This window comes from Corynebacterium sp. c8Ua_99, from assembly GCF_039907185.1.
In the GTDB taxonomy this organism is placed as follows: domain Bacteria; phylum Actinomycetota; class Actinomycetes; order Mycobacteriales; family Mycobacteriaceae; genus Corynebacterium; species Corynebacterium jeikeium_D.
This window is the reverse complement of record NZ_JASBOG010000006.1, coordinates 40486-59773: the sequence shown is the minus strand read 5'-3', so window position 1 is coordinate 59773 and position 19288 is coordinate 40486. Positions and strand designations below refer to the sequence as shown.

The window sequence follows — 19288 nt, the reverse complement described above, 5'->3', positions numbered from 1 at the left end:
CGCCGACTTCTGTGCACCAGACAAAGAACTTTCGCTTACAAATTTTCCCTACAACCTAAATCGTACACCTGTTTGAAAAACTGTCAATAGAATTCTGGAAATACGTTCTAAAATTCTGTGCTGAATTAGATCCGGTCCCTCCGTCCGAGACCCCACCGCCCGAGACTCCGCCGCCCGAGACCTGTCGGCAGAGCGCCGTACATAGGCAGGACTCGCTGTCGCGGATGATGCGGGACATCACCAGCTTCAGCGCCATCCAGTTCCTCCAAGAACTCGTGAATGCGTTCGAGCGTATTGGGGGAGTAGAGCAGTGCGAGGTGATCAGACCAGTCGCCACCGCCAGTGGCATTGTTGACGTTCGTAATGTGGTGACCCTCTTGTTCGGGCAAAAAGGCGCCGGTCCACGGGCGAACCACGGTGTCAAAAGGGGTGCCGATATTCAGGTAGTGCGGACCACGTCGGGTAATGCCACGCGCTGCGCGGTTCAGAGTCGCAATGTAGTCAGAGTCCAGCAGCTGTTGAATGCAGGCACGGCCGACAAGGCGGTCGACGAGTTTGTGCATCGGTAGGCCGCATCGCTCAAGGGCACTGAGCCTTCGGCGCATGCCCCACGCAGTAGTGCCTCGGTGGTTTCCCGCAAGAGAGATGACTGCCCGCACGGGGCTGTTGTCGGAGGCGTACTGCTCGGCTTCTTCTTCGTTGAGGCCATGGTTGAGGGCGTCGTCGTAAAGCGAATCGATGCTCGCGTTGGCGTAACTGCGGCAGTGTAGACCGCCCTGGGAATGACCGATGAGGTCGATGCGGGGTAGGGAGAGGTGGGCACGGAAGCGGTCGAGAAGGTCGGTGACTTCAGCGAGCGCATCGCTCAAATCGGTGGTGGCTTTGACGCTACGGAGACGGCTGACCAGCGCGGCGGGGTCGGAGCCGTAATCGAGTGAGAATACGGGGCGATTCCGGGCGAGGAACGGCCCCAACATGGCGAAGGAGTTGAACGAGTTCATCCAGGTGCCGTGAACCAGGACAATTGGTGTGCGACCGTTGTATCTGTCCAGGTCAGGAGTGACTTTGCCGTCGAGGATTTCGCGAACGTCCTGCACGCCGTGGGGGATCCATTCGGGATGACGCAACGAGCGCAGGTATGCCTGCGGAAAGGCGCGCAGTAGAGGGCCGAAAACTCGCGTGCTCGGGGAGTAGTCATCCATAGGGGCTAATCGTAGGCTGGGTTTATGACGTACTGCTACACAGCTGCCGAAATTCGCGCCGCGGAACAGCCCTATCTGGACGCACAAACGCGTGACGACGAACTCATGCGCCACGCAGCCGCCGCTGTGTCGGAGGTGGCGGAGCGGATGCTCTCAGAGGCATCTCCGGAGCCTGGTCGCGGTCGCGTGCTGCTGTTGGTCGGATCGGGAGGCAATGGTGGCGATGCACTCTATGCTGGCCGAAACTTGTCCTCGGATGGGCATGGCGTGGATGCGGTTTTGCTGGGCTCGAAGCCGCATGAACGGGCGCTGAAAGCTTTTGAACTCGCAGGTGGGCGGGTGCTGCCGTTGGGGTGTGACCGGGAGACGGATTTATCGAAGATTCTGTGGTCGATTAGTGAAGACTACGCATTGATCATCGACGGCATCGTGGGGCTCGGAGGTCACGGCGCGCTGCGTGAAGAGGCCGCGTGGTTGGTGCGCGAAGCGCGGTTGGGCAAAGTTCCCATTCTCGCGGTTGATGTGCCGAGCGGCGTAGAAGCCGATACTGGGCGTACTTTTGACCCGCCTGCCCAGACCATCAATCCAGACCCTGATTTGGAGGAGGGACAGAACCCGTACTTGCCATCTCACGTCGAGGCCACGACAACGGTGACTTTCGGCGGTCTGCGCTACGCGCACTCGCTGTCCGAATCCTGTGGCACCGTCGAATTACACGAAATTGCGCTCGATGCCTTCTCCCTCGAACTTCCAGGACTGGGGCAGACGCTCTATGAAAACGGTACCTACAATGCCGTCCACCACCAGACTCCGACCGTGGAGTTCTACGAAGCCCTAGGCGGGAGCTTTCCGGCACCACTTGGCGCGATGACCCCGCTCGAACCCGGTGCTGCAGACCACAAGTACTCCACTGGAGTTACAGGAATCGCCGCCGGTAGCGAGGCGTATCCCGGCGCAGGTCAGCTGTGCGTCACCGCTGCCGTGCATGCGACCAGTCCCGCGGTCATCTATGTCGGCGACGCGGCCGCACGTAACCGCATCACCGCAGCCTTGCCGACGGTCATTACGCAGCAGGACTCGGTGGATCGCAAAGAGGTACGCGTCGATGCCTGGGTCGTCGGTCCCGGTCGGGGCACTGATGAGAAAGCCGCCGAGGAACTGCGAGACATTCTGGCCACTGACAAACCAGTGGTCATCGACGCTGACGCACTGACACTGCTGTCGAAGCATGAGGACATCCGACAGCTCGTTCGTGAGCGCGGCCAGGAGCGCAACCTGCGCACTGTTCTCACGCCGCACGCCGGTGAATTCGAGCGCCTGACCGGGCACGAGGTCACTAACCCCATCGCAGATGCGCGTGAACTTGCCGAGCAGTTCTCCTCCGAAGTGTTGCTCAAGGGACGCCGCACTGTGATGGTCAATCCGACAACGCAGCGCACAGTCGTGATTGACGCGGGTAGCTCCTGGGCAGCCACGCCGGGCTCTGGCGATGTACTGTCCGGGCTCCTCGGCGCCTGGGTAGCGCGTGGCGAAGCCCTCTATCTACCAGCAATTATTCATGCGCGCGCCGCATTTTTGGCCGCGCAGACAGAGTTCGGACCAGCACCCTGCAGCGCCCAGGACATCGCCGAATCCATCCGAGATGCCACCGCATGGTTCACCAACGAAGGCAGCAGTGGCAAAATACGGCTATGACTTCCTCGGCACCAGCCATCCTGACCCATACCGTTAATCTCGACGCGATCACCCACAATGTGAAGACCGTCAAGGCCATCGCAGGGGTGTCGGAATTCATGGCCGTCGTCAAGGCGGACGGCTACTCGCAGGGTGCGCTGCAGACCGCGCGTGCCGCGCTGGCCGGCGGGGCAACGCAGCTCGGTGTCGCAACAATCGACGAGGCGCTCTCCCTCCGCGAGGAACTCCGCGCCACGCTTGACGACGGCCACGCCATCCCCATCCTTGCCTGGATCTGGGACGCAGCGGCCACCTCGTTGGTGCAGCGAGCTGTGGCTGCAGATATTGACCTCGGTCTGCCGTCGATGGTTCATGCGCTGGCCGTGGCCAATGCCGGGCGGGCGCTGTCGGTGACACCACGTGTGACGGTGATGGTCGATACGGGCTTGGGGCGCTCGGGATTCTCTATGGCCAATGGGGACTTTGAGCATGCGGTCGCTCAGCTGGTTGAGCTGCACAAGACCGGTGCTCTGAACGTCACCGGTGCTTTCACGCACTTTGCGTGCGCGGATGAGCCGGGCCACGAGAGCGTCGATAAGCAGGCACAGAATTTCTGTGCTGCGATTGCGGCACTGCGTGAGGCGGGGCTGGACGAGCTGATTAACCATGCGGCGAATTCGCCGGCATCGTTGTCACGTCCTGACCTGGCCTTCGATATGGTGCGTCCAGGGCTGGCGATTTATGGTGGCGAGCCAATTGTGGGGATCACCCATGGATTGCGTCCGGCGATGAGGTGGGAAGCGTCGGTCATATTGGTCAAGAAGCTGCCGGCGGGGCAGTCGGTGTCCTACGGACAGACGTGGACAGCTGACCGCGATACCACCATCGGCATCGTGCCCTGTGGCTACGCCGACGGTATGATGCGCTCGGCCTCCGGGCATTTCGAGGTCAGCATCAATGGCACGCGCTATCCGCAGGTAGGGCGCGTGTGTATGGATCAATTCGTCGTCGACCTGGGGCCCGACACCGAAGTCGAGGCCGGCGACACTGCGGTTATCGTCGGTGATCCCACACTGGGGGAGCCCGGTCTCGATGACCTCGCGGAGGCATCCGGCACCATTAACTACGAAATCCTCACCGCACCGAAGGGGCGTAGCGAGCGAAAGTGGGTGCGCAGCCGGCTCGCGCCAACCGCAGAGGACATGCGTGACCTCGGCGAGGAGATTGGCCGGGAGTTGGCAGCTGGGGATCTGGTGATTCTCGATGGCCCACTCGGCGCGGGCAAAACGACCCTCACGCAGGGCATCGCCCGTGGCATGAACGTGCGCGGTCGCGTGACGTCGCCGACGTTCACCATCGCCCGCGAGCACCGTCCGCTTGCAACCGACGGCGTCACCCTCATCCACGTCGACGCCTATCGACTCTTTGGCGAAGAGGGCCCCGGCTCCGATGGCGAGGCCTTCGATGCGCTGGACTCGCTCGATTTGGATACCGACCTCGAGGACAGCGTCGTGGTCGCCGAGTGGGGAATGGGGCTCGCCGAGGTGCTCTCCGAGCGCTATCTACAGGTGAGTATCGATCGTTCGCGTGACGACGATGCCCGCGTCGTCACCTGGAAGTGGAGCAAGTAGCTCCAAGTCGGTTCAAGTAGGTTACTGAGTATGAACATTTTGGCCGTTGACACATCGACTCCACAGGTCACCGCGGGAATTGTCCGCGATGGTGAAACCGTGGCCGAAAAGCTGCACCTGGATGCCCGTGCGCACAACGAGGTGCTGGTGCCGCTGATTCAGCAGTGCCTCACTGACAGTGGGGTGGCGGCAACCGAGCTAGATGCCGTGGTTGTCGGCTGTGGGCCGGGGCCGTTTACGGGCTTGCGCGTTGGTATGGCCACCGCAGCCTCCTTCGCCGACGCTCTGGGAATTCCCTGCTACGGCATCTGCAGCCTGGATGCGCTCGCGGGTGGCGTTGGCGATGAACTGGTCGTCACCGATGCCCGCCGCCGCGAGGTGTACTTCGCCGCCTACCGCGATGGCCAGCGAGTTTTCGGCCCGGGAGTGGCCAAGCCAGCCGACGTCATGGAGCTGCTCAAGGAAGAACTTGCAGCAGAAGCCGCCGACTTCGCGCCGAGCCAGGCCCGCGGCAGTCTCAGCCACATCGAGCAAATTGCCGGGCTTGAGGTTGCTGCCGAACAAGTCTTTCCCACTCCGACAGCCATGGTTGAAGCGGTCGACTTTGACTCCGCGCCGGGCCCACTGGTGCCGCTGTACTTGCGCCGTCCGGATGCCGTTGTCCCGAAGGCTATGAGATGAGCGTCGTCAAGCTAGTGCGTCTCGGACCTCCTGAGGCCAAGGCGTGTGCGGCGATTGAGGCGGAGCTGTTTGCCGGCGACGATCCCTGGCCGGAATCGGCCTTTATGGCAGAGCTGGCCGCGCCGAACAATTTCTACATCGGGCTGATCGCAGAGGCGGACGGGGACGAAGAACTGTGCGGCTATGCGGGGATTACCAAGCTGGGGCCTGCGGGGGCCGCCGAATACGAGATTCACACCATCGGGGTGGGGAAGAAGTGGCAGCGCCGGGGCTTTGGGGCGCAGCTGATGGACGCGCTGATGGCAGCTGTGGCGGAGGATCCGGGCCCGGTGTTTTTGGAAGTTCGCACAGATAACGAACCCGCAATCGCCATGTATCGGCGCTATGGCTTCGAAAATATGGGGCTGCGAAAGAACTATTATCCGGGCTCTGGGGCGGATGCGTACACGATGTGTCGGCCTGAGTCGGCCAGCTAGATGTTGACGTATTGACTAATCTGCGTTAGACCGGGCACATGGCTAAAACCTTTGCAAAACAGCTCGTAGAAACCCTAGAGAAGCAGGGTGTCAAGCGAATCTTCGGACTCGTTGGAGATAGTTTGAACCCCATTGTCGACGCTGTGCGCGAGTCCTCCATTGAGTGGGTGCACGTTCGCAACGAAGAGGCTGCCGCCTTCGCCGCCGGCGCGGAGTCCCTGGTCACCGGCGAATTAGCAGTGTGTGCGGCCTCCTGCGGCCCGGGTAATACCCACCTCATCCAGGGCCTGTATGACTCCCACCGCAACGGCGCAAAGGTGCTGGCGCTGGCATCGCACATTCCTTCCCGACAGATTGGCTCGAACTTCTTCCAGGAGACCCATCCGGAGTTCATCTTCAACGAGTGCTCCGGTTACTGCGAGATGGTCAACTCCGCTGAGCAGGGTGGCGTCGTTTTGCATCACGCTATCCAGTCGACCATGACTGGCCACGGTGTTTCCGTGCTGGTTCTGCCGGGCGACATTACAACGCATGAGGTGGAAAATGATGAGTTCGTCACCTCCACTATCAGCAGTGGTCGCCCAGTCGTATTCCCTGACGCCGGCCAGGCCGCCGCGCTTGCCGACGCAATCAACGAGGCTAAAACCGTCACGCTTTTCTGTGGCGCAGGTGTGAAGGACGCCCGCGAACAGGTGCTCAAGCTTGCGGAGAAGATTAAGTCGCCGGTGGGACATGCGCTGGGTGGCAAGATGTACATCCAGTACGACAACCCCTATGACGTCGGTATGTCCGGCCTGCTGGGCTACGGCGCCTGCCACGATGCCTCCAACGATGCTGATCTGTTGATTCTGCTCGGTACTGACTTCCCGTACAACGACTTCCTGCCGACTAAGAACGTCGCACAGGTCGATATCGATGGTCGTGCCATCGGTCGTCGTACCACGGTGAAGTACCCAGTCGTCGGCGATGTGGCTGCCACAATTGAAACCATCCTGCCGCACCTGGATGAAAAGACCAACCGTTCCTTCCTGGACAAGCAGCTGCGGAACCACGAGCGCCTGCTCAGCCACGTCATCGAGGCATACACCCACGACGTTGAGAACATGCGCCCGATTCACCCGGAGTATGTGGCCGACCTGATTGATAAGTACGCCGATGACGATGCCGTCTTCACCGTCGATACCGGTATGGGCAATGTCTGGGCTGCACGCTACGTCACGCCGAATGGCAAGCGAGAGCAGATTGGTTCTTTCCGTCACGGCACTATGGCCAATGCACTTTCGCAGGCCATTGGTGTGCAGGCTGCTGACCGGGACCGTCAGGTCATTACCTTCAACGGTGACGGTGGCCTGTCAATGCTGCTCGGTGAGCTCATCACCGTGAAGCAGGAGCAGCTGCCCATCAAGATGTTTGTGTTCAACAACTCCTCGCTCGGCATGGTCAAGCTGGAAATGCTGGTTCAGGGGCTGCCGGAGCACGAGACCGACCACGACGCAGTGGACTACGCCGGAGTCGCAGAGTCGTTGGGTATCAAGGCCATCCGAATTGAAGATCCGGCCGATGCGCCTCGCCTGATTCAAGAGGCGCTGGCATACGACGGCCCGGTGCTGGTGGATATGATCACCGACCCGAATGCCCTGTCCATCCCGGCAAACATCACCTGGGACATGCTGATGGGATTCTCCAAGGCCGCTACTCGCACCGTCTTCGGCGGCGGCGTTGGTCAGATGATCAACATGGCACGGTCGAACCTCCGCAACATCCCGCGGCCATAGTGGGGGTAGCGCTCTCGAGATGCGGGAGTGGGTGCGGTGCGGTACCTCTGTTTCCATGATTAAAGGTTTTCTGGTGAACCCTGACCTGACGCATCGCATCGTCGAATTTGAGTTGGAGGCCGCTGCTACATTCCTCGGCGGAGTTTCCTCCGACCGTGTTTCGGTGGCGTTTCAGGAAGACGGCGCCGATTACGCCGCTCTCTACAACCCGACGGCCAAGGCTGAGGGCGCTGAACCGAATCCGGTCGCGTCCCTCGGCCGCAATGAGGCTGCTACGGGCAACTCGGCTTTCTTTACCGACCCCACCACCGCAATTTGCGGAACGGTCGTATTTGTCGACGCCGAGGGCAAGGATATCGGCGACGAGGAAATCGAGCGTATTAAGCACGGTATGCGCGCCGTGCGCCACTACCGCGATGACTACCCAGAGGAATACGCTCTCTGGCGTGCCGCTGTGCGGAACCTCGGTCGCCTCGAAATTTAAACTCGGTCGCTGGTAAGTGACCCGGTGGTGCGCTAGTACCATGACTGCTATGACCGAGTTGACCCTGCTGGCAATCGAGAGTTCCTGCGATGAGACTGGCGCTGCAGTGATGCGTGTGCGCTACGACGACACCGACACCAGCACCCCCGCCATTCCCGAGGTGGAAGTGCTTGCCGACGTCGTCGCATCCTCCATGGAACAGCACGCCCGCTTCGGCGGTGTGGTTCCGGAGATTGCTTCCCGCGCTCATTTGGAAGCCCTGCAGCCAGTAGTCTCCGAGGCGCGCGCGCAAGCAGCTGCCAAGCTCGGTATCGATACTTTTATCCCAGATGCCGTCGCCGCTACCGTGGGACCCGGTCTCGCCGGTGCGCTGCTGGTCGGTTCGGCAGGCGCGAAGGCTTATGCCGCCGCCTGGGGTGTGCCTTTCTACGGCATTAATCACCTTGGTGGCCACGTTGCTGTCGGAGCTCTCGATGGCGCAGATCTATCCAACGCAGTGGCGCTGCTAGTTTCCGGCGGGCACACGCAGCTGCTGCGCGTACAGGGGGTTGGTCGTCCGATGGAGGAGCTCGGATCGACGCTTGACGACGCAGCCGGAGAGGCATACGACAAGGTTTCGAGGTTGCTTGGGTTGGGTTACCCGGGCGGCCCGATTATCGATAAGTTGGCTAAGCAGGGAAATCGCAAGGCCATCGCGTTTCCTCGCGCCATGATGCGCCAGCAGGATGCGCGCCATGACTTCTCCTTCTCCGGCTTGAAAACCGCCGTGGCCCGCTATGTCGAGGCGGCAGAGAAGGAGGGTCGTGAATACTCCGTAGAGGACGTCTGTGCTTCCTTCCAGGAGGCGGTCTGCGATGTATTGACCAAGAAGGCCGTTCGCGCAGCTCAGGATGTGGGGGCCACTACGCTGCTGCTCGGTGGTGGTGTGGCTGCGAACTCGAGGTTGCGTGAACTCGCAGCGGCGCGAGCTACCTCGGCGGGAATTACGCTGCACGTGCCACCGATTAAGTTGTGCACCGACAACGGTGTCATGATTGGCGCAGCTGCCGCCTACCTCATTGCCGCGGGGGTCAAGCCCTCTGGCTACGCCTGCCCGACCGACCCATCGATGCCAGTGGAAGATCCTGTAATGCAATAAGCAGTGATTGCCCCTCGGATCCATGTTAAGTTTCGTTAACTGACTTTGACTTGTTTCTGTGCCATGGATCGCAGGACAATTACAGGAAAGCGCTTGCCCAAAAATGAGTAAAGACTACAGCGAGTGGGAACTTCAGCCATCCGATAATTCGCATAATCAGACTGAGCTGTTTGCGCCGCAGGGCGAACTGCAAGTACCGCAAGCACCGCAAGTTGAACATCAGCGCGGTCGTGCTGGGGGAGTGCTATGGGCAGTCATCGCTCTGCTGCTTGTGGTGATCGTCGCTGTAGCAGTGGTGCTTTACCTAGTTGTGAGTGGTCGAGGTGAGCAATGGTTTGGTGCAGGTGCCAAGGATGAAGTAGCGCCGAAGCTCACTGTTACTGCGACTGCGACGGAGACCGTGAAGGTGAAGTCGCCGGAGAAAACCAAGACGAGGGAAACCACGAGTACGGCTGCGCCCGATTATCCGATTAGTGGGGATTGCGAGGCGTCGGCGTTCCCGACTACGGAGGAAAACTTTACGATCGTCGCCTGTGACGGATGGTGGGCGCTGGGTGGGCGCGCAAACAGTGGTGGACTGGCGGTTTACCAATGGGACGAAGGTGCCTGGCAAAGGAGGGAGCCAGACAGTAACTACACAACCGGTTCTGGTGGTCCGTGCTTTAGCGATGAGTACATCAAGGAACACGGAATGACGGTTACTGCGTTCGGTCGTATGGCGTGTAACCCCGACAAGCTGACCAATTAGCATTAGCGCTCACTATTGTTGAGTGTTAGCACTTGCAGGGGTAGAGTGCTAACGAAGGTTGTTTGACACACAGTTGTTCACCCGCGACGACGGCTGTGCACGGCAGACCAACCGGCACAAGAACATCACATCACCGCATGTATGGAGGAATTCATCGTGGCGAACGTCAACATCAAGCCGCTGGAGGATCGCGTCCTCGTCCAGATCAACGAAGCAGAGACCACCACGGCATCTGGCCTGGTTATCCCGGACTCCGCTAAGGAGAAGCCGCAGGAGGCTACCGTTATCGCAGTTGGTCCGGGTCGTTGGGCCGATGACGATGACCGCATTCCTATGGACGTCAAGGAGGGTGACATCGTCATCTTCTCCAAGTACGGCGGCACTGAGCTGAAGTACCAGGGCGAAGAGTACCTGCTGCTGTCGCAGCGCGACATCCTGGCTGTTATCGAGAACTAAAGGGAGGACGTACCCACACATGGCGAAGCTTATTGCTTTTAACGAAGAGGCTCGCGAAGGCCTCAAGCGCGGTGTGGACACGCTTGCCGACGCAGTCAAGGTCACGCTTGGCCCGAAGGGTCGCAACGTTGTCCTGGACAAGGCCTTCGGCGGTCCGCTGGTCACCAATGATGGTGTGACCATCGCCCGCGACATCGACGTTGAGGATCCGTTTGAGAACCTCGGCGCGCAGTTGGTTAAGTCCGTTGCGGTCAAGACCAATGACGTTGCCGGTGACGGCACTACTACGGCCACGCTGCTGGCACAGGCGCTGGTCCACGAGGGTCTGCGCAACGTTGCAGCCGGCGCAAACCCGATTTCGCTGAACCGCGGTATTCACGCTGCATCCGACAAGGCGGTTGAGCTGCTGAAGCAGCGCGCCACCTCGGTCAGCAGCTCTGCTGCCATCGCACAGGTGGCAACCGTTTCCTCGCGCGACACTGAAATTGGTGACCTGGTTGCAGGTGCCATGGACAAGGTTGGCAAGGACGGCGTCGTCTCTGTGGAGGAGTCGCAGTCGATTGCCACCGAGCTGTCCGTGACCGAGGGCGTGTCCTTCAACAAGGGCTTCCTCTCGCCGTACTTCATTACCGACGTTGAGGCTCAGCAGGCAATTCTCGACGGTGCACAGGTGCTGCTGGTCCGCGAGAAGATTTCCTCCCTGCCGGAGTTCCTGCCGATTCTGGAGAAGATTGCCGAGTCCGGCAAGCCGACTCTGATCATGGCTGAGGATATCGAGGGCGAGGCTCTGTCCGCGCTGGTCATCAACGCTATGCGCAAGACCTTGAAGGTTGCCGCAGTGAAGGCACCGTACTTCGGTGACCGTCGTAAGGCGTTCATGGATGACCTGGCAGTTGTCACCGGTGCAACCGTCGTTACGGCTGACACTGGCATGCAGCTGAAGGACGTTGGACTTGAGGTGCTGGGTAACGCACGCCGCATCACCATTACCAAGGACGAGACCGTCCTAGTTGACGGTGCTGGCACCGCTGAGGCTGTGGAAGAGCGTCGTAACCAGATCCGTGCCGAGATTGAGCGCACTGACTCTGACTGGGATCGCGAGAAGCTGGAAGAGCGTCTGGCGAAGCTCTCTGGCGGTGTGGCTGTCATTAAGGTCGGCGCTGCTACCGAGACCGAGGTCAACGAGCGCAAGCTGCGTGTCGAGGATGCCATTAACGCTGCTCGTGCGGCAGCTCAGGAAGGTGTCATCGCCGGCGGCGGTTCCGTACTGGTGCAGATCTCCCGTGAACTCGAGGCATTCGCTGACGAGTTCGAGGGCGACGAGGCAGTCGGTGTCCGTGCAGTTGCCAAGGCTCTGACCCGTCCGGCTTTCTGGATTGCTGAGAATGCTGGTAAGGACGGTGCGGTCGTTGTCTACCACATTGGTGAGCTGGAGAACGGCAACGGCTACAACGCTGCTACTGACACTTACGAGAACCTGATTGAGTCCGGCGTCATTGACCCGGTCAAGGTCACTCACTCCGCAGTCGTCAACGCAACCTCCGTGGCGCGTATGCTGCTGACCACTGAGGCTTCCGTTGTGGATAAGCCGGAAGAGGAACCAGAGCACGATCACGCTCACTAATCGCAAGTGAGCTAGTGCCCGGGCCTTTGGCACGTAAAATGCTCCCCACCTTTCAATCTGAGGGTGGGGAGCATTTTGGTTTTTATGTGAACCGGCTGGAGTCCGAGAGAGGAGAGGGACTACATGGCAGTGACTAGAACGCGTTCAAGTTCGCGTTCACGTGCAGCCGGCTTAGCTCGAAGGATTTCATTTCGTTCAGATTCGCTGAGACCGCCCCAGACACCGTATGGCTCACCAACCTTGAGTGCGTGACTACGGCACTGCATAAGAACAGGGCAAGAACGGCAGATAGCCTTCGCACGGGCTTCACGCAGGCTGCGTGCGCGTCCGCGCTCGCCTTCCGGGTGGAAGAAGGTCGCGGAGTCCTGCCCGCGGCACGAGCCGTGCAGCTGCCAATCCCACAAATCCGCATTGGGCCCGGGCAAGTGGTCGATGTACGTCATCGGAATTGATGTCTCCTTCATTGAGCTTTCTTGAAGCAGTGAGCTCAAGTGTGGAGACCAACAATGAACGGTTGGTAAACCTAAGGAGGCCAGCCGGGATACTACGCAAACAATTCCGTCAAACTCTTACCAAATTTTTAGAAACGGCCAGGTCGTCGAGAACGCAAACCGTCGACAAAGCCTGCGCAGTAGTCCCATGGGGCGTAACGGGAGGGGTCTGGATCGAATTGTGGCTCGTGAACCGGAGATGCCTGTCCAGACAGGAGCATCAGGTAGTGGTTTTCCAAAACCTCCCAGTTGTAAAAGTGCTCGTCACCGCAGTCCTCACACAACATACAGACGCCCAGTAATCCCTCTGGGCTCAAAGCGGTACGGAATAGGCGAACTGCGGCCAGATCTTCAAGAACCTCTCGACGTTCCTGGTCTGTCAGTGGAGCAAACGGCTCATCCGGCTCGAGAAAGCTTGCCGGGTCATTGGGATCTCCTTCGAACGGATCCCGCGGCATGGATGAGAAAAAGTTGTGGTTCACAACCACTACCGTAACAGCTCTGTACGGCAATCCTGTCGATTGGCGATGCACTTAGTTGGGGTTTAGTTCACCTTGGAATAACCCTCAGCTAGCTTTCGGCTAACCCTTGTCGGGCACCTGTCGCTCCGCCTAATTGTCGCGTTTCATCACTGAAGGACTACCCTGTATATAACGTTTGGCAACCACGAAGCGATAGCGCCCCTGGCCGGATGTCGGCAAGGGTGGAGCAGGAGGAGTCCATGACCAACCCCACGGGAATTAGCCTCGGCGGAGACAATCCCAACAAGATTCCACTAGTCGGCCTTACATTCGATGACGTCCTGCTGTTGCCGGATGCTTCGGACGTTATCCCCTCCGGCGTTGATACTTCGACGCAGCTCACTCGTGAGCTGCGTCTGAACATTCCGGTTGTGTCCGCTGCTATGGACACCGTCACCGAGGCTCGTATGGCAGTTGCCATGGCCCGCCAGGGCGGTATGGGTATCCTGCACCGCAACCTGTCTATCGAGGAGCAGGCTCAGCAGGTCGAGATTGTGAAGCGCTCTGAGGCTGGCATGGTGTCCGACCCGGTGACATGTTCCCCGGATGACACCATCGCCGAAGTAGATGCCAAGTGCGCTCGTTACCGCATCTCGGGCCTGCCGGTCGTCGATAAGGACGGCAAGCTGGTCGGTATCTGCACCAACCGCGACATGCGTTTTGAGGCAGACCTGAACCGCAAGGTTTCCGAAATCATGACCCCGATGCCGCTGGTCGTGGCTGAGCAGGGTGTGTCTGGCGATGCGGCGCTGAACCTGCTGCGCGCTCACAAGGTGGAGAAGCTGCCGATCGTCGATGGCGAAGGCCGCCTGACTGGTCTGATTACCGTCAAGGACTTCGTCAAGAAGGATCAGTACCCGAATGCTTCCAAGGATGGTTCCGGCCGTCTGCTGGTCGGTGCTGGCATCGGTACCGGCGAGGATTCCTGGAAGCGCGCGCACGCATTGGCTGACGCAGGCGTAGACGTGCTCGTTGTTGATACCGCTCACGCCCACAACTCAGGTGTACTTGAGATGGTCTCCCGCGTTAAGAAGGAATTCGGCGAGAACATCCAGATTATCGGTGGCAACCTGGCTACCCGTGGCGCTGCACAGGCCATGATTGACGCGGGTGCAGATGCCATCAAGGTCGGTATCGGCCCAGGCTCGATTTGCACCACTCGCGTTGTCGCAGGTGTGGGCGCCCCGCAGATCACCGCCATCATGGAAGCCTCTGTCGCAGCTAAGAAGGCTGGCGTTCCGATTATCGCCGATGGCGGTATGCAGTTCTCCGGCGACATCGCCAAGGCTCTGGCAGCCGGTGCATCCTCCGTCATGCTCGGTTCGATGCTGGCCGGTACCGCTGAGGCTCCGGGTGAGGTCACCTTCGTCAACGGCAAGCAGTACAAGATGTACCGTGGCATGGGCTCGCTGGGTGCTATGCAGGGCCGTGGCCTGACCGGTGAGAAGCGATCCTACTCCAAGGACCGCTACTTCCAGGCTGATGTCAAGAGCGAAGAGAAGCTGGTTCCGGAAGGCATTGAGGGTCGTGTTCCGTTCCGCGGCAGCATCGACTCCATCGTTCACCAGCTGGTCGGTGGTCTGCGCGCAGCTATGGGCTACACCGGTTCCGCTACCGTCGAGCAGCTGCACGACGCACAGTTCGTCCAGATCACCGCTGCAGGCCTGCGCGAGTCGCACCCGCACGATATCCAGATGACTGTCGAAGCGCCGAACTACTACCAGCGCTAAACTGGCTTAGTCGAGTTAAATTCCACGGAAAGGGCATGTGAGGAAAGCTCATGCGCGACATCGTTGAAATCGGTATTGGCCGCGAGGCACGCCGGACCTACGAGTTGGACGATATTGCACTCGTTCCCACTCGTCGTACCCGGTCGTCCAAGGACGTCGATACCTCCTGGCGAATTGACGCCTACGATTTCGAACTCCCGATGATGATGCATCCGACAGATGCCATCGCCAGCCCGGAATCCGTCGCTGAGTTTGCTCGTCTGGGCGGTTTGGCGGTTCTCAACGCCGAGGGTATCTGGGCCCGTCACGCCGATGCGCAGGACAAGATCGCCGAGCTGGTGGAGTTGGCAAAGAATGCCGCCACCAAGCGTGAATCCGAGGCAGTGAACCGCAAGCTGCAGGAACTGCACTCTGCTCCAATTGATACTGACCTGTTGGTTGAGCGCATCAAGGAGATTCGCGCAACCGGCGCGATCACTGCAGTTCGTGTCTCCCCGCAGCATGCCCGTGAGCTGGCTCCGCTGGCTATCAAGGCCGGCATCGACTTGTTGGTTATCCAGGGCACGCTGATTTCCGCAGAGCATGTCACGGCTCAGGGTGAACCACTAAACCTCAAGGACTTCATCGGCAGCCTGGACGTTCCAGTTATCGCCGGTGGCGTTGTCGACTACCAGACTGCGCTGCATCTGATGCGTTCAGGTGCCGCTGGTGTGATTGTCGGTACGGGCTTTACGACGTCCCCGGATGCGCTCGGTATCGATGTGCCAATGGCTACCGCTATTGCGGATGCTGCAGCTGCCCGTAAGGACTACCTCGATGAGACCGAGGGGCGTTACGTCCACATCATTGCCGATGGCGGCATTGATACCGTCGGTGACATTGCCAAGGCAATCGCCTGCGGTGCGGATGCTGTGGCACTGTCCAGTGTGCTGGCAACCGTCCACGAAGCTCCGGGGCAGGGCTACGCCTGGCCGTCTGTTGCGGCACATCCGAAGTACCCGCGCGGTGCGGTGTGGCCGGTCGTCGACGATGAGAAGGAATTGGTCAGCCTGGAAGAGGCTCTGTTTGGCCCTTCCGCTTCGCCGTTCGGTGACCGCAATCTCGCCGGTGGCCTGCGTCGCGCAATGGCCAAGTGCGGCTTTACCAACCTGAAGTCCTTCCACCGCGTTGAGCTGTCGGTACGTCCAAAGGGTTTTTAATTAAAGTAATCGGATAGTTTTTTCGCAAAACTACCTTACTGAAAAGCCACCTCCGCTTAGGGTTAGGAACATGAGTTCCGCGCATTAGCGTTACGCCCTTAGAGAAGGTGGCTTTTCCCATGAGTAAACAACGTGATTTCGATGTTGTAATCGTCGGTTCCGGTTTCGGTGGTTCTGTTTCTGCTTTGCGGTTGACTGAAAAGGGCTACCGAGTGGCAGTTCTCGAAGCTGGTCGACGGTTCGAAGATAAAGACTTTGCCAAGACCAGCTGGCGGCTTCACAAGTACCTGTGGGCTCCTAAGCTGGGACTCTTTGGTGTCCAGCGTGTGCACATGTTGAAAGATGTCATGATTCTCGCTGGTGCCGGCGTCGGCGGTGGTTCTCTTAACTACGCAAACACTCTGTATAAGCCGGGCACCGAGTACTTCCAGCACCGTCAGTGGGGGCACATTACCGACTGGGAGTCAGAACTCACTCCGCACTATGACAATGCATCTCGCATGCTCGGGGTGGTCACCAACCCATCCGACACGCCTGCCGACGTCGTCATGCGTGAGGTAGCCGAAGATATGGGTGTGGGCCATACTTTCCGCTCGACTCCGGTGGGTGTGTTCTTTGGCGCCAAGACCGGTGGTCAGGGTGCGCCGGGGCAAACAGTTTCCGATCCTTACTTCGGGGGGATTGGCCCGGACCGTACTGCTTGTACGGAATGTGGTGAGTGCATGACTGGTTGCCGTCACAATGCTAAGAACACCCTGGTTAAGAACTACCTCTACTTGGCGGAGAAGTTTGGTGCGCAGGTCTTTGACCGCACTACCGTTACCGGTCTGCATCCTCAGGCTGATGGCTCCTGGGTTATTGACACTGAGCGCACTGGTCGTTGGGTAGCTAAGGGCAAGCAGCAGTTTAGCGCTAAGCGCGTCATTCTCGCCGCCGGTGCATGGGGCACCCAGAATTTGCTGCATCGCCAGCAGACCGATGGGCACTTGCCGCTGCTGCCGAAGTCTTTGGGCAAGCTGACCCGCACTAACTCCGAGGCTATTTTGGGCGCGATGGGTACGAAGGTGGACCCGGAAAATGACTTCTCTAACGGTGTAGCCATCACTTCGTCATTCTTCCCAGATGAGGACACCCATATCGAGCCAGTGCGCTATGGCAAGGGTTCTAATGCCATCGCAATGCTGCAGATGATTATGACCGAAGGAGGTCGTCGGACTCCGCGATGGTTGCAGGCTGTGGGAACCGTCGTAAAGCATCCTAACTACCTGACGCAGCTCGTGAATCTGCGTAAGTGGTCGCAGCGCACCGTGATTTCTCTGGTGATGCAGAATCGCGACAACTCGATTACGACGTACCTGCAGAAGATTGGGCCGGTGCGTTTCCTGATGAGTAAGCAGGGCGAGGGGGAGCCGAATCCGACGTGGATTCCGTCGGGTAACGAAGCTACGCAACGTGCGGCGGACAAGCTCAGTGCACGTGGTCGGAATGGTCGCGTGCTGGCTGGCGGCACTATCGGTGAGTTGGCAAACATTCCTTTGACAGCTCACTTCATTGGCGGCGCGACGATTTCGGATTCGCCCGAAAACGGCGTCGTTGATCCGTACTTGCGTGTGTGGGGTTACCCGACGCTCTCGATTCACGACGGTTCGGCGATGGCAGCCAACCCGGGAGTGAACCCGTCACTGTCGATTTCCGCGAATGCGGAGCGTGCGACGTCGCTGTGGCCGAACAAGGGCGAGGAAGATCAGCGTCCGGCGCAGGGTGAGTCCTACGTGCGACTGGATCCGATTGCTCCGGTGAACCCGGCTGTGCCGGAAGATGCTCCGGCTGCACTGAACCTGGGTATGCCTGCAGTCCGTAAGTCTTGATAAGCTTTAGGGCGTGTCTGAACAGGTGACTAAGCCCGTCCTCGTCGTGGACTTCGGTGCGCAGTATGCGCAGCTCATCGCGCGACGTGTGCGCGAGGCAAAAATTTATTCCGAAGTGGTCTCGCATGATGCGACGACCGAAGAAATTAAGGCCAAGAACCCGGCTGCGCTGGTGCTGTCCGGCGGCCCGTCCAGTGCCTACGCCGAAGGTGCCCCGAAGCTCAACCCAGAGTGGCTTGAGCTGGGCATTCCGGTGTTTGGTATTTGCTACGGCTTCCAGGCGATGACTGAGGTGCTCGGCGGCACGATCGCTGCTACCGGTGACCGTGAGTACGGCCGCACGCAGCTGAACGTCGTCGACGGTGGCGGTGTCGCTCACACTGGTGTGCCGGAGGCACACGAGGTGTGGATGAGCCACGGTGACGCGGTGTCTAAGGCACCGGAGGGCTTCACCGTTACGGCGTCCACCAAGGGTGCTCCGGTAGCGGCTTTCGAGTGCTTGGAAAAGCGCATGGCCGGTGTGCAGTACCACCCGGAGGTCAACCACTCGCCGTATGGTCAGCAGGTTCTGGAGAAGTTCCTGTATGAGATTGCTGGCCTGGAGCCGGACTGGACTGCCGCTAACATCGCGGAAGAGCTGATTGAGCAGGTCCGTAATCAGGTCGGTGAGACCGGTCGCGCAATTTGCGGTCTGTCTGGCGGCGTTGACTCCGCAGTTGCCGCCGCGCTTGTGCAACGCGCTATTGGTGACCGTCTGACCTGTGTCTTCGTCGACCATGGGCTGCTGCGCCAGGGCGAGCGCGAGCAGGTTGAGAAGGATTTCGTTGCCGCCACTGGTGCGAAGCTGATTACCGTCGACGATTCCAGGGTCTTCCTGGATGCTCTGGCTGGTATCACCGATCCGGAGACCAAACGTAAGACCATCGGCCGTGAGTTCATCCGCTCCTTCGAGCGCGCTGTCGCACAGGCGCTGGAGGGCGCTCCGGAGGGCGAGACCGTGGACTTCCTGGTCCAGGGCACCCTGTACCCGGATGTGGTTGAGTCCGGTGGCGGTTCTGGTACCGCCAACATTAAGAGCCACCACAACGTCGGCGGTCTGCCGGATGACGTTGAGTTCACCCTCGTTGAGCCGCTGCGCCTGCTGTTCAAGGACGAGGTCCGTGCGGTCGGCCGCGAACTGGGGCTGCCGGAAGAAATCGTCGCTCGCCAGCCGTTCCCGGGCCCGGGTCTTGGTATCCGCATCATCGGCGCTGTCGATGAGGAGCGTCTGGATACCCTCCGTCGCGCCGACGCCATTGCACGCGAGGAAATGACGGCCGCAGGTATGGACGAGGTTGTCTGGCAGTGCCCGGTCGTCCTGCTTGCCGACGTCCGCTCGGTCGGTGTCCAGGGCGATGGTCGTACTTATGGCCACCCAATCGTGCTGCGCCCGGTTTCCTCTGAGGATGCGATGACCGCTGACTGGACCCGCGTTCCGTACGACACTTTGGAGAAAATCTCCACTCGTATCACCAACGAGGTGCCTGAGGTCAACCGCGTGGTCCTGGATGTGACTTCCAAGCCACCGGGAACCATTGAGTGGGAGTAAGC

The 19288-nt window shown here is 59.8% G+C and carries 17 protein-coding genes; 14 read left to right on the top strand and 3 right to left on the bottom strand.

Annotated features, from left to right (window positions below; translation table 11 throughout):
• Positions 1-125 precede the first annotated feature (125 nt).
• Positions 126-1202, bottom strand: a complete 1077-nt coding sequence (locus tag QKE19_RS05010; protein ID WP_347890504.1) for an alpha/beta fold hydrolase — start codon at positions 1200-1202, stop codon at positions 126-128.
• A gap of 24 nt (positions 1203-1226) precedes the next feature.
• Here QKE19_RS05010 and QKE19_RS05005 point away from each other — a divergent pair, with 24 nt between their 5' ends.
• From QKE19_RS05005 to groL, 10 genes are all read left to right on the top strand, one after another.
• A complete protein-coding gene (locus QKE19_RS05005; protein ID WP_016422108.1) occupies positions 1227-2897 on the top strand; it encodes a bifunctional ADP-dependent NAD(P)H-hydrate dehydratase/NAD(P)H-hydrate epimerase in 1671 nt (556 codons plus the stop codon).
• The gene (locus QKE19_RS05000) at positions 2894-4507 is read left to right on the top strand and encodes a bifunctional alanine racemase/tRNA (adenosine(37)-N6)-threonylcarbamoyltransferase complex ATPase subunit type 1 TsaE (protein ID WP_016422109.1); all 1614 of its coding nucleotides are present in this window, start codon (positions 2894-2896) and stop codon (positions 4505-4507) included. The genes QKE19_RS05005 and QKE19_RS05000 overlap by 4 nt, the downstream gene beginning before the upstream one ends.
• Positions 4508-4537: 30 nt before the next feature.
• Positions 4538-5188 carry a tRNA (adenosine(37)-N6)-threonylcarbamoyltransferase complex dimerization subunit type 1 TsaB gene (tsaB, locus tag QKE19_RS04995; RefSeq protein ID WP_049169958.1) on the top strand — a complete coding sequence of 217 codons (651 nt, stop codon included), beginning with the start codon at positions 4538-4540 and terminating at the stop codon, positions 5186-5188.
• On the top strand, positions 5185-5664 hold the full coding sequence (rimI, locus tag QKE19_RS04990) for a ribosomal protein S18-alanine N-acetyltransferase (protein WP_150960779.1): 480 nt from the start codon (positions 5185-5187) through the stop codon (positions 5662-5664). The genes tsaB and rimI overlap by 4 nt, the downstream gene beginning before the upstream one ends.
• A gap of 38 nt (positions 5665-5702) precedes the next feature.
• The gene (locus QKE19_RS04985) at positions 5703-7439 is read left to right on the top strand and encodes a pyruvate dehydrogenase (protein WP_347890503.1); all 1737 of its coding nucleotides are present in this window, start codon (positions 5703-5705) and stop codon (positions 7437-7439) included.
• Between the two features lie 55 nt (positions 7440-7494).
• Positions 7495-7923, top strand: a complete 429-nt coding sequence (locus tag QKE19_RS04980; RefSeq protein WP_042388422.1) for a hypothetical protein — start codon at positions 7495-7497, stop codon at positions 7921-7923.
• Positions 7924-7981: 58 nt separating this feature from the next.
• On the top strand, positions 7982-9061 hold the full coding sequence (gene tsaD, locus QKE19_RS04975; RefSeq protein ID WP_070438201.1) for a tRNA (adenosine(37)-N6)-threonylcarbamoyltransferase complex transferase subunit TsaD: 1080 nt from the start codon (positions 7982-7984) through the stop codon (positions 9059-9061).
• 103 nt (positions 9062-9164) lie between these two features.
• Positions 9165-9809: a hypothetical protein gene (locus QKE19_RS04970; protein ID WP_070595939.1), complete on the top strand. Its 645-nt coding sequence runs from the start codon at positions 9165-9167 to the stop codon at positions 9807-9809.
• Positions 9810-9965: 156 nt separating this feature from the next.
• Positions 9966-10265, top strand: a complete 300-nt coding sequence (gene groES, locus QKE19_RS04965) for a co-chaperone GroES (protein ID WP_005510054.1) — start codon at positions 9966-9968, stop codon at positions 10263-10265.
• 19 nt (positions 10266-10284) lie between these two features.
• Entirely contained in the window at positions 10285-11889 is a 1605-nt protein-coding gene (gene groL, locus QKE19_RS04960) for a chaperonin GroEL (protein ID WP_070595940.1), read from the top strand.
• 119 nt (positions 11890-12008) lie between these two features.
• Here the strand turns inward: groL and QKE19_RS04955 are convergent, their stop codons facing one another.
• Complete coding sequence (locus QKE19_RS04955; protein ID WP_016422117.1) at positions 12009-12332, bottom strand: WhiB family transcriptional regulator; 324 nt, start codon at positions 12330-12332, stop codon at positions 12009-12011.
• Positions 12333-12469: 137 nt separating this feature from the next.
• A complete protein-coding gene (locus QKE19_RS04950; protein ID WP_038629374.1) occupies positions 12470-12838 on the bottom strand; it encodes a DUF5319 domain-containing protein in 369 nt (122 codons plus the stop codon).
• A 263-nt stretch (positions 12839-13101) separates the two neighbouring features.
• On the opposite strand from QKE19_RS04950, the gene guaB reads away from it, so the two are divergent.
• From guaB to guaA, 4 genes are all read left to right on the top strand, one after another.
• On the top strand, positions 13102-14631 hold the full coding sequence (gene guaB, locus QKE19_RS04945) for an IMP dehydrogenase (RefSeq protein WP_016422119.1): 1530 nt from the start codon (positions 13102-13104) through the stop codon (positions 14629-14631).
• A gap of 50 nt (positions 14632-14681) precedes the next feature.
• Entirely contained in the window at positions 14682-15830 is a 1149-nt protein-coding gene (locus QKE19_RS04940) for a GuaB3 family IMP dehydrogenase-related protein (RefSeq protein WP_016422120.1), read from the top strand.
• 119 nt (positions 15831-15949) lie between these two features.
• Positions 15950-17698 (top strand): GMC family oxidoreductase, encoded by a 1749-nt coding sequence (locus QKE19_RS04935; RefSeq protein ID WP_347890501.1) that lies wholly within the window; start codon positions 15950-15952, stop codon positions 17696-17698.
• Positions 17699-17711: 13 nt separating this feature from the next.
• The gene (guaA, locus tag QKE19_RS04930; RefSeq protein WP_347890500.1) at positions 17712-19286 is read left to right on the top strand and encodes a glutamine-hydrolyzing GMP synthase; all 1575 of its coding nucleotides are present in this window, start codon (positions 17712-17714) and stop codon (positions 19284-19286) included.
• The last annotated feature ends 2 nt before the right edge of the window (positions 19287-19288 follow it).

What these genes read in the sequence shown, in the direction of transcription:
- QKE19_RS05010 (WP_347890504.1), bottom strand. Translation starts at nt 1,202, where the DNA reads ATGGATGACTACTCCCCGAGCACGCGAGTTTTCGGCCCTCTACTGCGC.
- QKE19_RS05005 (WP_016422108.1), top strand. Translation starts at nt 1,227, where the DNA reads ATGACGTACTGCTACACAGCTGCCGAAATTCGCGCCGCGGAACAGCCC.
- QKE19_RS05000 (WP_016422109.1), top strand. Translation starts at nt 2,894, where the DNA reads ATGACTTCCTCGGCACCAGCCATCCTGACCCATACCGTTAATCTCGAC.
- tsaB (WP_049169958.1), top strand. Translation starts at nt 4,538, where the DNA reads ATGAACATTTTGGCCGTTGACACATCGACTCCACAGGTCACCGCGGGA.
- rimI (WP_150960779.1), top strand. Translation starts at nt 5,185, where the DNA reads ATGAGCGTCGTCAAGCTAGTGCGTCTCGGACCTCCTGAGGCCAAGGCG.
- QKE19_RS04985 (WP_347890503.1), top strand. Translation starts at nt 5,703, where the DNA reads ATGGCTAAAACCTTTGCAAAACAGCTCGTAGAAACCCTAGAGAAGCAG.
- QKE19_RS04980 (WP_042388422.1), top strand. Translation starts at nt 7,495, where the DNA reads ATGATTAAAGGTTTTCTGGTGAACCCTGACCTGACGCATCGCATCGTC.
- QKE19_RS04970 (WP_070595939.1), top strand. Translation starts at nt 9,165, where the DNA reads ATGAGTAAAGACTACAGCGAGTGGGAACTTCAGCCATCCGATAATTCG.
- groL (WP_070595940.1), top strand. Translation starts at nt 10,285, where the DNA reads ATGGCGAAGCTTATTGCTTTTAACGAAGAGGCTCGCGAAGGCCTCAAG.
- QKE19_RS04955 (WP_016422117.1), bottom strand. Translation starts at nt 12,332, where the DNA reads ATGACGTACATCGACCACTTGCCCGGGCCCAATGCGGATTTGTGGGAT.
- QKE19_RS04950 (WP_038629374.1), bottom strand. Translation starts at nt 12,838, where the DNA reads ATGCCGCGGGATCCGTTCGAAGGAGATCCCAATGACCCGGCAAGCTTT.
- guaB (WP_016422119.1), top strand. Translation starts at nt 13,102, where the DNA reads ATGACCAACCCCACGGGAATTAGCCTCGGCGGAGACAATCCCAACAAG.
- QKE19_RS04940 (WP_016422120.1), top strand. Translation starts at nt 14,682, where the DNA reads ATGCGCGACATCGTTGAAATCGGTATTGGCCGCGAGGCACGCCGGACC.
- QKE19_RS04935 (WP_347890501.1), top strand. Translation starts at nt 15,950, where the DNA reads ATGAGTAAACAACGTGATTTCGATGTTGTAATCGTCGGTTCCGGTTTC.